Here is a 12447-nt window from a genome sequence, read left to right on the forward strand (position 1 = left end):
GAGCATGATCATAAAAATGTGAAGCAGATAATAAATTTCGATAATTCAGCTACCAGCTTTCCAAAGCCGCCCGGAGTCAGAAGCGCGGTTTCGGAGGCGGTGTCAAGGTACGGCGGAAATCCGGGAAGAAGCGGCCATAAGCTGTCGATGCGCGTTTCTCAGAAGATATTTAACGTAAGAAACAGAGCGGCAGAGATGTTTGCGGCTCAGCCGGAAAACGTCGCGTTCACGCCCAACTGTACCTTTGCCGTAAATATGGCGGTAAAGGGAATAATGCAGTACGGCGGGCATATGATCATATCGGATTATGAGCATAACGCGGTTTCAAGACCTGTATACGCGCTTTCGCAGATGAGGGGAGTCGAATATTCGATAGCCCATGTAACGGACAGCGACGAGGAAACCGTAAGAAATTTTGAGAGGCTCATAAAAGCCAATACCAAGTGCATATGCTGCACCGCGGCGTCAAACGTTACGGGAAGGATCCTTCCTTACCGACAGATAGCTCAGCTTTGCAAAAGCAAGGGGATATGCTTTATTGCAGACTGCGCTCAGGCCTGCGGGCTGCTGGATATTTCCCTTGACGACGGTATAAATTTCATATGTACCTCCGGTCATAAATCGCTGTACGGACCTACGGGAACCGGACTTCTGATAACGGACGGCGAATACGCGCTTTCGACGATAATCGAGGGAGGGACCGGAGCGACGTCGTCCGAGCTTGCCCAGACTCCGTTTCTTCCGGAAAGACTTGAAAGCGGAACGATCAACACAGTAGGAATCATCGGGCTGGGCGAAGGACTGAATTTTGTCAGAACCAAAACGGTAAACAGGATATTCACTCATGAAAGCCAGCTGTGCAGCCAGTTTATCGAGGGTATAAAAAACGTCCCTGGTATAAAGATATATCGTTCGGACTGCAAGCACGTTCCGATCGTTTCCTTCAATATCGGAGACGAAAATTCACAGCAGGTTGCAAGCTGGCTTTCCGACAGAGGCTTTGCCCTCAGGGGAGGACTTCAGTGCGCGGCTCTTGCACACAATACCTTAGGAACGATTTCACAGGGTACGGTCAGATTTTCTCCGTCTGCCTTCAACAGCAGACAGCAGGTTCACGCTCTGATCGACGCCGTAAGAGCTTATTGATACGTTATTTCAAAACGCTTACAAAAATCCGCGGACATTGACTTGCCTGCGGATTTTTTGTTTATGACGGGAAATTTTTTTGAAATTGGTATTGTACTTTTGATTTTTATATGGTAAAATAAAATATATATAATGTAACCGTTGCGTCAGTTTTGAAACTGATTTGTAATATATAGCGGCATAGCCGCTTTGCTTTTTGATATATCGGTTCAAAGGGTTCATTGCATAGCGTTCCGGATTAGGAACGGTATATAAAAAGCGCGGCGAAATTTCTGCTGCGGCCGTTAAATATTTCTGCATGGTATTCGGAAGTATTTAAGTACCGCAGCTAGTATGTAAAGGGTGTGACATATGCTGACAGCAATTACCGACGGAATCCTGGCTATATGGAGCGTGTTCAAATCTATCCAGATAAGCGATATTATAGATATAGCCATTCTTTCATATCTTATATTTCACGGAATAAAGCTCATAAGGGAAACAAGGGCTCAGCAGCTGGTAAAGGGCATAATCGTTCTTATAGTTTTCTATCTGCTGGCTGTTTTCTTCAATTTGCAGACTATGCGTTTTATGCTCAAGACCTGCTTTCAGTGGGGAATTCTTGCTATCGTTATCGTATTCCAGCCGGAGCTTAGGCGTATACTTGAGAAGATCGGGCGTACTAAGCTTACGGAGTTCAGCTTTTTTTCAAATAACGACGGAAACGACAGTACGGAGCATTGGAAGAACTGTATTGACGCAATATGCGACGCGGTTCAGAATCTGTCCTCTACCTGTACGGGCGCGCTCATTATATGCGAGCGCAAAACCAGACTGGGAGAGCAGATCGATACGGGAACTATACTTAACTGCACTCCGTCGTCGGCGGTGTTCGGAAATATATTTTTCCCCAACACACCGCTTCACGACGGAGCGGTTATCATACGCGACGGAATGATACTTGCCGCAGGATGTTTTCTTCCTAAGCCGCAGAAGGAGGAGCTTATTGCCAAGCAGCTTGGCTCACGGCACAGGGCTGCCATAGGTATGAGCGAGATTTCAGACGCTATAGTGGTTGTTGTTTCGGAGGAAACGGGTACGATTTCGGTTGCCGAAAACGGAGAGCTGACCAGAGGCTTTACAAAAGAAAGTCTTAAAAAGCTTCTTACGTTAAGGCTGATTCCTGTAGACGAGGAAAATTCGGGTAAGGAAAATTCGCTTGCTGGAAGGGTGATTTCTAAATGGAAAAAATAAAGGCAAAAAAATCGCCTAAGAAGCATGAAGCCGATTTTGTTCTGCGTATTCTTGCCGTTATCATCGCGGTAATCATATGGTTTATCCTTTCGATAACCCAATATCCTACGAGAAACAAAACCGTAACCAATGTTCCTGTCGTTTTTTCGATGGAAGGAACCACGGCTGAGGAAAGAGGACTTTCAGTTTTAAATTACAAGGATATAACGGTTGACGTTGAGATAAGGGGTATGAACTATGAGATCGGAAATTATTCCGCAAATGATCTTGCCGCTACTGTAAATCTTGACCAAGTAACAAAAGAGGGAACCTATAATCTGGATATAGACGTTAAATCGGCACATTCTTCAGACAAGGTGACAATCGTGTCCGTTTATCCTGAAACGGTAGAGGTAACCTTTGACAGGATAAGCACCGCCAAGTTTGATGTGGGAACTGAGGCTCCGCTTATCAATGCCGATGAGGGGCTTACGCTGAAGGAAACTTCCGTTTCGCCGTCAGAGGTAGAAATTGAAGGCGCGGAAAACGAGCTTAAAAAAATAGAGAGAGTTGCTGTAAGCGTATCAAGATCGATGACGATATCCGAGGATACAACGATCTCAACAAACGACGTTATATTCTATGACGCGGACGACAACGTTCTTGACGCCTCAAAATATACGGTAAAGGATACAAAATCGTTTGACGTTAATTTTGTTATATATAAAAAGAAAACGGCTAACTTCAACGTTGAGTTTACCGACTGTCCTCCTGGCTTTGACGTTTCGTCCCTGCCTTATTCGCTTTCAGAGGAGAGTATTCAGGTTATTTCGCCTAAGCTTGACGACGCGGATTCTGAGAATATAAAGCTCGGAACCATTTCCCTGAGCAGCGTTGATCTGGCAAAAACCTTTTCGTTTGAAGTTGATAATGTGCTCAGCTCGGGCGAATTGAACCAGACGGGAATAGAAACCATCGAGGTATCGTTTGATTCGGAGGGATATACCTCAAGAAAATTCACCATTCCGCGGGATCAGATTACTGTGCAGAATATTCCTTCCGGAAAGGACGTTACTATTGTAACGAAGCAGATACCTAACGTTACGGTTTACGGACCCGAGGATATAATGAATAAGATTTCTGCAGATGATTTTTCTGTGCTTCTGAACCTTTCAGATGTAGTTAATTCCGGCTCTGTAAATCATGCGGTTACCGTTTATTCTCCTAAGTACAATAAAGTGTGGTGCTACGGAACCAACGAAATCCAGATAGAGGTAGAGGATAAAAGCTCGTCTGCGAAATCAGACTCTGAGGATTAAGGAGGAATAGTCCGTAATGCGGCGGACAGTTCGGATTTTGCAGCACCGTAATTTCAGCGGGCGGTATCAAACCGCCCGCTTGTCATTATAATCAGTAGGCTCTTATGTAAGCTTAATGTAAGGAATTGATAACGTGTTTTACAGCTACAGGAGGTTGGCATATGCCGGTAATTATAAATCAGATCAAAAGCTCGCTTGACGCTTCGGAGGAGGAGATAATAGATAAGGCGGTAAGGCTCGCCGGAGTGAACAGGTGCGATATAATATCCGCTCAGATCCATAAAACTTCTCTTGACGCGAGAAAGCAGAACGATATATGCTTCGTTCATTCGGTTTATGTCAGTCTTACCGACGTCTCCGAGGAGAAAAGGCTCTGCGGGGGCAGCAGCCGTTTTTCATATGCGGCTCCAAGCGAACTGAAGCCGGAAATTTCCCGCGTAAAAAAAAGAGGAAGGGTCTGTATAGCCGGCTTTGGTCCTGCCGGAATTTTCTGCGGCCTTGTATTGGCTCAGAACGGATACAAGCCGCTTATCCTTGAAAAGGGAGAGGATATAGACAGCAGGACGAGGAGCGTTGATACCTACTGGAGGGGAGGCCCTCTTAATACAAGGTCAAATGTTCAGTTCGGAGAAGGGGGAGCGGGAACCTTTTCTGACGGAAAGCTTACAACCAGAATAAAGGATCCGCTGTGCAGATATGTTCTTGAGCAGTTTGTCAGATTCGGCGCTCCTCAGGAGATACTTACCAGGGCAAAGCCGCATATCGGAACAGACAAGCTGAGAAATATCATCAAAAGTATCCGCAGGCATATTATTTCCCTCGGCGGCGAGGTAAGATTTTCAAGCGAAGTAAACGGCTTTTCAGGCGACGGCGGCAGGATCGTTTCGGTAAGCTTCGGCGGTGAAAGCGCAGAATGTTCCGCACTGGTGCTGGCAACGGGACATTCTGCAAGGGATACTTTTGAAATGCTTGCCCGGAAACAGGTTTTTATGGAGCCCAAGCCTTTTTCCGTCGGAGTAAGGATCGAGCATTTACAGGCTGACGTGGAAAGAAGTCTTTACGGAAAAAACGCCGGAAATCCTTTGCTGCCGAAGGGCGAGTATCAGCTTTCCTACAGGAGAAGTGACGGGCGGGCGGCGTATACCTTTTGTATGTGTCCGGGAGGCTTGGTAGTTCCGGCGGCGTCGGAGGAGTGTACGGTTGTGACAAACGGTATGAGCGAGTATGCCAGAAACGGAGCAAATGCCAATTCGGCAGTGGCAGTTTCGGTCACTCCCGCCGATTTCGGAAGCTCTCCCCTTGACGGAATGTATTTTGCCAGACAGATTGAAAAAAACGCTTTTTATGCCGGCGGAGGACTAAAGGCTCCGGCGTCAACCGTCAGAGGCTTTATAAGCGGCAGACCTGATCTTGACACGCCGCTTGCGCCGAGCTATGCAAGGGGTGTAGCGCCGTGCGAATTCCGCAGCATATTTCCCGGGTTTGTTACTGATATGCTGGCAGAGGGGCTGGACAGTTTTGCAGGAAAAATGAAATGCTTTGCAGACGGAAATGCCGTTCTTACCGCGCCGGAAACCAGAACCAGCTCTCCGGTGCGTATAACAAGGACAGAAAGGCTTAATTCCGTTTCAATTGAAAATCTGTTTCCCTGCGGGGAGGGAGCAGGTTATGCCGGAGGAATTATGTCCGCTGCCGTAGACGGAATCAAAACGGCTCTTGAAATAATGAAAAGACAGGCTCCGTAGCTTTGCAGGCAATAAAAAAACAGCATTATATATGCTGTCTGAATTAAAAAAATTATATATTTTAAAGCGATAATAACAGATTATGAATCAGAAGATATAATTATTGAGCAGATTACGGAAAACTGCGCTGAAAGCAGCCTGACGCAGAAGTAGCACAAATCCTCTTGGCGCATAAAATGTAATTAACAGCGGATAGAGAAGCTGAAACGTACGGTTGAAGTGGCACAGAGGAGAGTACGAAACGCTTTTGTGTCCGCAGGGGAGCTTTGACCGACTGCCAAACTGTCGCTGTTAAAATAGATAAAATGTCGGGAGCGGAACGTTTTTCGTTCCCGGCATTTTATATTAAGGCAGTACCGCACAATGACCGCTCAGCTGATCTGCACATTATGCGATGATATTTATGTCTGCGCTTCCTGCGCACAATCATTTTGCGGTATTACCTTAACTATTCTTATGCATGATAACTATTAATAACTAATAACGTCTGGTCTAATTTGCGACCTTGCTGAGATTATTCATTTCACGGTTTACCTTATCGGCAATAATAAGAATAAATTCTCCGTTGGTCGGATGCCATTCCGAACGTGCGGCACAGGTTCCGAAAATATCGGCTTTGTCGGATAAAGGCGCTCTCTGCCAGCCTTTTTGTATCACAGTCCGGATATTTCTTTCTATGCTTGCCGTACTGGACTGGAATTTCTGAGATATTCGGGGATATACGCATTTAGAAAAGCTTCTGGTGTTGACCGGTTCCAGCACCGCCATTTTTATAGCTTCCCTGAGATAAATGAAACCGTTGTAATTCGGCGTTACGCATAAACGCGACAGAATTTCCGATACATAATTGTGAAGCCGGCTAAGGTATTCCGCTGCGTTTTTAATGTCGCTTTCTTTTCTTCCCAGGTTACCGATTATTGAGCAGGCAACATTCTCTATATTGAGAGGTTCTTTAAGCACGGTGATGTTCTTGTCAGATTTTATGCTGCTTTGAAAAAAGCTATCTTTTTGAATAATGTAATTAACGAGCGGCTTGGGATCAATTTTAAGCAGCTTATCGATCAGCTTTTCGGGCTGACTGGTTTCAGATGTGAAAAATACTGCTGCCGGCTTGTTTTCCATTACTTCAAATAAAATTTCCAATGAACTGCTGCTTGTTTCAATAATCTGCATACCCTCGCTGCTCAATAGCTGTGAAAGCTTTTTCAGCGAACTGTTTTCTGTTCCGCCGATTATTATCTTCTGATTTACTTCCATATATCCTCCTATATGATTAAAATTAACAATTCAGATTATAACGTATTTATACCGGTATTTCAATGGATTGTTTTCTATTTAATTCTTTTGGCAAATTACATCATAAAACAATTAATCTTAAGTTTATCGGAAATTAAAAAACGTCGTAAAATATTTGTTTGCGGTATGGAGAAAAAAGCGTTTTTTAAGGTTTGAATTATAAGCTATTTTGTCAAAAATGCATAAGAGTTGTAATAATAATTAATAAAATAGTATAAAAATAACCGATTTATTGTTTTGAAGAGGTCGAAAAAGGTTGGTTAAAATATATGTTTATCAGAGCTTTAAGTTAAAAGACGCTTAAATGTAAAGGCAGAAAGTATAAATTGTCTTTCAATACTTTATAAACAATTTATAAATATAAATGACGGGAAAGAGCTTTGACGGGGCATAATGAAGTCAGAATAGAGCCGTTTATATAATGAGAGCGTTAATTTGATAAAATATAAGCTTGATTATTTTAGCTGTATGATATATAATAAAAAGTATCAATCAGCAAAAAAAGAGGGAGGATATGCTCACTAAAGTGAGTATTTATATAAAAATGGAAAATCAATATTATCAGGATAATATGATCGATTTAAACGAGCTGCCTAAGATACGCAGCGGCGCTATGTGGTATGTAGCTATCCTGCCGGTTCTGGCTTTGTATCTTGAAAATTATGCTATAAATAAATGGCTTGGTATTCTGGTATGGGCTTTTGCGCTTATAAGCTGTCCGGTTATATGCTACAGAGATATGCGCGCTCTTGAAAAGCTCGGGTTGAATTGTCAGAACCTTAAAATAATTTCCGTTGTATGCCCTCTGCTGTATATGTATAAAAGATGCAGGCTTTTAAAGCAGAGCAGTATCATGGCTGTGTTTTTTACTATATTTACAGTCTATGCCGTTTTACAGAACGGATTTGCAGTATCGCTCAGGGTTGACGATCAGACGTTTATCAATCAGGTCAAGTATAATTACGTCGCCAATATTGACGAATTTTCCGATATAAGCGCAGACAAGAGCTCTAATATAATAGGAGAACAGATCGACGCGTTTATAAATGAGGACAAAGCAGAATATAGGGTTTCCGCGGACGGGGATCTGCGGTATATAACAGTGTCGGGAAGCTGTGATTACGATACGGTATCAGGGGCGGAGCTTGAAATTGTATTTATAATTGATTATGACTGTTATGCTTTTAAGAGTCTGGAGCTTGATTCAGTTTCGCTTTCAGGACAGGCTCTTGAAGGAGAAAAGCGGCAGGAGCTGCTTGACGTGATATTTTTGAATAAGAAGTCTTCCGGCTCATACGGGGATTCTGTTAGCCCGAAGGATAGCTCATCTCAATATAAAACCGCGTAAATTCGGTAAAACCGCCGTATATTATGCGTTAAATGTCATATGATTTCAACATGAAATGAAATTTAAGAAATCGAGAGAAAACGAGAAAAACAAAGAGATTTTAAGCGTGAAAGGGATATAAATTAAAAATTCGGCATTTTGACCGTTGACTTTTGATTCCGCGTATTGTATAATGTTTAATGTTGTGAGTCCGCAGGTGATTTCTGCCTGTGGGATAACAGAATTCAAATTTGAACGGAGGAAAAAATATGTCAACTTATATGCCTAAAACCGGCGATATTACTCGCAAGTGGTATATTTTAGACGCTGAGGGTCAGTCCCTCGGAAGAGTTGCCGCAAAGGCTGCTCACATTCTTCGCGGCAAGCATAAGACGACTTATGCGCCTCATGCAGACTGCGGCGACCATGTAATCATCATCAACAGCGATAAGGCTGTCCTCACAGGAAAGAAGCTGGATCAGAAGTCCTACAAGTGGCACACAGGCTGGATCGGCGGACTTAAGGAGATTAAGTATTCAAAGCTCATGGCTGAGCAGTCTGACAGAGCAATGACCATTGCCGTTGAGGGAATGCTTCCCAACAATACGCTTGGCAGAGCCGCTGCAAAGAGACTGAGAGTTTATAAGGGCGCAGAGCATAACAATGCCGCTCAGAAGCCTGAGAAATACGAACTTTAATGAGAGGAGCAATTAAGATGTACGAATCAAAGAAGCCGTTTTATTATGGCACAGGTAGAAGAAAGCATTCTGTTGCCCGCGTTCGTATTTACGAGGGAACAGGTAAAATTACGATCAACGGAAGAGATATCGACGATTATTTCGGACTTGAAACTCTTAAGCTTATCGTTCGTCAGCCTTTCGGCGTAACTGATACGGCAGATAAGTTTGATATTGTCTGCACTGTTAAGGGCGGCGGAGTAACAGGTCAGGCGGGAGCTATCAGACATGGTCTGTCAAGAGCCTTGCTTCAGTATAATGAAGAGCTTCGTCCGGCGCTGAAGAAGGAAGGTTTCCTTACCCGCGATCCGAGAATGAAGGAAAGAAAGAAATACGGTCTCAAGGCAGCCCGTCGCGCGCCTCAGTTCTCAAAGCGTTAACAGATTTCTTTCAAAAACGCCGATTTTACGGTATTTTCGGGAGATTTTTGCGAAGTTGTTCGACAAAATTGTTTAACTAACAAATGCGAATATAAACCTCTTTGTCGGGAGACCGACAGAGAGGTTTTTTGTTTCGGTCAAGTCAGTTCATCAGCCAGCTTGTCATCAAGACAAACATATCAATAACAATAATGTGGAAGCTAAGATTCGTCAACAATTACAGATTTTAAGAGATAAAGGATTTATTGAATTTACAACAAGAGGACATTATAGAAAATTGAATTAGAAGGTATAATAAAGCAAATATAATTGTAATAGTTTTAGATTTTGATAAAATATTAAAGTAAGGAGTAAAATTTATGCTGTTCAATATTAATGAAAAATCTGTTGATGAGATTAAGGAAATGCCGTATACGTCAGAAAAAAAGTTACAAACTCTATGTGAAAATAATTCGAAAGAATTAGCAGATCTACACGATATTGAAAAATGAACAGCGTGAAATATAACTTTCTGCTGATTGCTCATGAGTATTTGTTTGTGTTTAGGAAGTAGATTAGCAAATAAACATATTATAGGTGTGATGGATATATTAAATAATGTACAAAAAGCTGAGTTTGGTGCTTTATATACGCCGGTAGATACTTTGAACGACAAGAAGATTGGATTTTGGATTAGAGATATTAGTGTGGTGGTGGGAAAACTTGCTGGATTTTCTGTCTGTAAGAGTTTTCCTCCATATAACTATGATGATACTATTTTGGTAAAATATGAGGATTATTATTTTTATAATAACTGTCCGTTAAAAACAAAAACACAGCTCGGTTTTTTGCTTTTTTCAATTAATTATGCTATTGAATTTATAGACCAATACTTTGTCAATGAGATTCCGCAAAAGTTTAAGTTTGCATATCTTCAGTATTACTATCTCTGTGATTTTATCAAAGAGTTAAATGCGTAAAGGCAACATAAAAACCAAAGCGTATTTTTGTTATGTTACAACAAAAAAGCTGCTTCGCTAAAACGAAACAGCTTTTTATTTATGTTCTGTTGTTATTTACTTTCCGTAATTACACTCGATAACGTTGCCGTCCTCATCTTCAAATACAATATCGGCAATATAGAAGTCTGCCTCATTAGGCATACCCCATCTCATAATTGAGAGATACTGAGCGTCGGTGGAATCGGCAAATACAGCCGCAGGCTTGATTCCAGGACGAACAACAACCTCATAGGAACCCCATTCAGAAGTCCACTCTGATTCACTGAATTCAATCAGCTGATTCCATGAGTTGCTGCCGTTGCCGTCAGTAGGCTGAGTAGCAACAGCGCCGAGGAAGTTGCCGGGAACCAGTGATTCAGTGCCGTCGTCAGCAGTAAAATTACCTACCGCTTTTGTTACGATATCCATCTTGATAGTGAATATCTTTGGCAGATCCTCTTCCTGACCGGCAAAGAGCTTAGCCATATCAAATCTGATCTTAGGAATCATGTAATCGCCGTATTCGTCTTTATCAAGAGTCTGAACTCGGAGCATTGGGATTCCCTCAAGCTCTTCAATTGAAAGCTCTACATGAGATTCGCCGGTATCCGAAGTATATGCGCCGTTTCCCTTATCCTCTGCGAACGGTCCGACAAAATCGTCAACATCCATATCAGTTGAGAATGTAAAGGACGCGTTATCCAGATTTTTAAGAGTTTCAGGCATTTCAGAAATATCTTTTGGAGCGTCTGCTTCAGATTCACTGTCAGCAGAAGATTCAGCTGCCGATTCCGCTGCTGATTCAGCCTCAGATTCTGCTGCTGATTCCGCTGCGCTTGACTCGTCAGCTGCTGAAGATGTAGAAGCGGCGGCTGCCGAAGATGAATCAGCCTTGCTGCTGGAAGAATCGTCAGAATCTCCGCAGGCTGTGAGCAATGAAGCTGTCATTAAAATTGCTAAAGTTGAAGCAAGTAATTTCTTCATTTTTATTACCTCCGATAAATTGTTTCTTTATTTAAGAAACCACATAAACTTTACCTTTAAATTATAGCATATCTTATATGCTTAATCAATATGATATTTGCACAATAAAAGATATTATAATTCGTTAAAATACACAGAAAACGTTTACTCATTAGTGGAAAATATACAAAAAAGGCTGCGGAAATTAATCCGCAGCCTTAATTATCTCTTATTAACAGCACGATTGTGTTAATTATTTCTTCTTAGCAACAATTACAGCAGCGCCTGCAAGAGCGATACCTGCAAGAGCGATACCTGCAGCAGCGCCAGCTTCTGGGTTGTTGGTGTTGTCAGAAGCGCCGTTAGCTGTAGAAGTTGTGCTTCCTGAAGCAGAAGTTGTCGATCCGGACGAAGAAGTTGAAGTTGTCTTGGAATCGGCGCTTGAATCTGCTGTAGACGTAGAATCGTCTTTGGAATCAGCTGTTGAATCATCCTTTGAATCTGCTTCGCTGTCAGCAGTGCTTGTGTCGCCTGCGCCTGCGATAACAGGTGAAGGATTGCCGTCCTCGCCTATTTCCATAGGAAGCACGGAATCGCCGGAAACAACTGTAGACCAGGTGCCCTTGGCAAAATGACCGAACTGAATGTTGAAACCAACGTTATACACTGTTACTGCGTTTCCGTCGGCATCTGTTGCCTCAACAGGATCAACTGAAGCGCCGCCGGCAGCAACTGTCTCATAGATTTTTGAACCGGGAACAGTTACAGTGTAAACGCCGTTGTTGTTTTCAATCTCATAACCAACAGAAGCGCCGTCAACATACATAGCCTGTGTGGACTGATCTGCCTCGTCAGCATTAGCAACTCTGAGAACTGTGTAAGAACCGCCTTCATTAAGAGGAGTGCCGTCTTCTCCTGCTTCCCATTCAGCAGCTGTTGTGTCGATAGTAAATGTCAGAGTAACGTCGCTGAGATCCTCTTTGGTAGAAAAGAACTGATACCATGAACCGTTCCATCTTGTAGCGGTATCCATGCCTTCAAAAGCAAATACATTTTTCTGTTCTGCTACTTTCCAGTCTTTAATAAAAGGCTGAACATCGGCAGCGGAAGCAGAAACTGCCATTGCTGCAGCTACAGCCAAAGCGGACATTCCTGCAAAAATCTTTGAAATCTTCATTGTAAAATCTCCTCCATATAAAAATATGTTTACGAATTGTCGTTCAATTCTGTAATTAATTATATCAGATTGTTTCCATAAAATCAAGTATTTTTTTAATTTTTATTCCTAAATAAAGTTGTAATATCTAACAATCTTGCTGTGGCTTTTTTGTGCAACAAACAC

The 12447-nt window shown here is 42.5% G+C and carries 11 protein-coding genes; 8 read left to right on the forward strand and 3 right to left on the reverse strand.

The genetic code is table 11. The features are described from left to right. Window positions 1-18 precede the first annotated feature (18 nt). The 4 genes from EIH25_RS01500 (at window position 19) to EIH25_RS01515 (ending at window position 5422) form a co-directional block, all read left to right on the forward strand. Window positions 19-1146 (forward strand): aminotransferase class V-fold PLP-dependent enzyme, encoded by a 1128-nt coding sequence (locus tag EIH25_RS01500; protein ID WP_243113063.1) that lies wholly within the window; start codon window positions 19-21, stop codon window positions 1144-1146. A gap of 351 nt (window positions 1147-1497) precedes the next feature. Then, window positions 1498-2379 carry a diadenylate cyclase CdaA gene (gene cdaA, locus EIH25_RS01505; RefSeq protein ID WP_124098161.1) on the forward strand — a complete coding sequence of 294 codons (882 nt, stop codon included), beginning with the start codon at window positions 1498-1500 and terminating at the stop codon, window positions 2377-2379. Continuing rightward, window positions 2367-3677 carry a CdaR family protein gene (locus tag EIH25_RS01510; RefSeq protein ID WP_124098162.1) on the forward strand — a complete coding sequence of 437 codons (1311 nt, stop codon included), beginning with the start codon at window positions 2367-2369 and terminating at the stop codon, window positions 3675-3677. The genes cdaA and EIH25_RS01510 overlap by 13 nt, the downstream gene beginning before the upstream one ends. A 161-nt stretch (window positions 3678-3838) precedes the next feature. Beyond that, window positions 3839-5422, forward strand: coding sequence for an FAD-dependent protein (locus EIH25_RS01515; protein ID WP_124098163.1), 1584 nt, complete (start codon window positions 3839-3841; stop codon window positions 5420-5422). 492 nt (window positions 5423-5914) lie between these two features. On the opposite strand, the gene EIH25_RS01520 is transcribed toward EIH25_RS01515, so the two are convergent. Next, window positions 5915-6679 (reverse strand): sporulation initiation factor Spo0A C-terminal domain-containing protein, encoded by a 765-nt coding sequence (locus EIH25_RS01520; protein ID WP_124098164.1) that lies wholly within the window; start codon window positions 6677-6679, stop codon window positions 5915-5917. A gap of 565 nt (window positions 6680-7244) precedes the next feature. Here EIH25_RS01520 and EIH25_RS01525 point away from each other — a divergent pair. The 4 genes from EIH25_RS01525 (at window position 7245) to EIH25_RS01550 (ending at window position 10121) form a co-directional block, all read left to right on the forward strand. After that, window positions 7245-8066 (forward strand): hypothetical protein, encoded by an 822-nt coding sequence (locus tag EIH25_RS01525; protein ID WP_124098165.1) that lies wholly within the window; start codon window positions 7245-7247, stop codon window positions 8064-8066. A 248-nt stretch (window positions 8067-8314) separates the two neighbouring features. Then, the gene (gene rplM, locus EIH25_RS01530) at window positions 8315-8743 is read left to right on the forward strand and encodes a 50S ribosomal protein L13 (RefSeq protein WP_124098166.1); all 429 of its coding nucleotides are present in this window, start codon (window positions 8315-8317) and stop codon (window positions 8741-8743) included. Between the two features lie 17 nt (window positions 8744-8760). Then, on the forward strand, window positions 8761-9162 hold the full coding sequence (gene rpsI / locus EIH25_RS01535; protein ID WP_124098167.1) for a 30S ribosomal protein S9: 402 nt from the start codon (window positions 8761-8763) through the stop codon (window positions 9160-9162). Window positions 9163-9686: 524 nt separating this feature from the next. Then, window positions 9687-10121: a hypothetical protein gene (locus tag EIH25_RS01550; protein WP_206425672.1), complete on the forward strand. Its 435-nt coding sequence runs from the start codon at window positions 9687-9689 to the stop codon at window positions 10119-10121. A 96-nt stretch (window positions 10122-10217) separates the two neighbouring features. Here EIH25_RS01550 and EIH25_RS01555 read toward each other — a convergent pair whose 3' ends face one another. Both EIH25_RS01555 and EIH25_RS01560 read right to left on the reverse strand, forming a co-directional pair. Further along, window positions 10218-11126, reverse strand: coding sequence for a hypothetical protein (locus EIH25_RS01555; protein ID WP_124098169.1), 909 nt, complete (start codon window positions 11124-11126; stop codon window positions 10218-10220). A gap of 232 nt (window positions 11127-11358) precedes the next feature. Further along, the gene (locus tag EIH25_RS01560) at window positions 11359-12282 is read right to left on the reverse strand and encodes an NPXTG-anchored protein (protein WP_124098170.1); all 924 of its coding nucleotides are present in this window, start codon (window positions 12280-12282) and stop codon (window positions 11359-11361) included. Window positions 12283-12447: the final 165 nt, after the last annotated feature.

The sequence above is a fragment of the Ruminococcus sp. Marseille-P6503 genome, assembly GCF_900604945.1.
Lineage (GTDB): Bacteria > Bacillota > Clostridia > Oscillospirales > Ruminococcaceae > FB2012.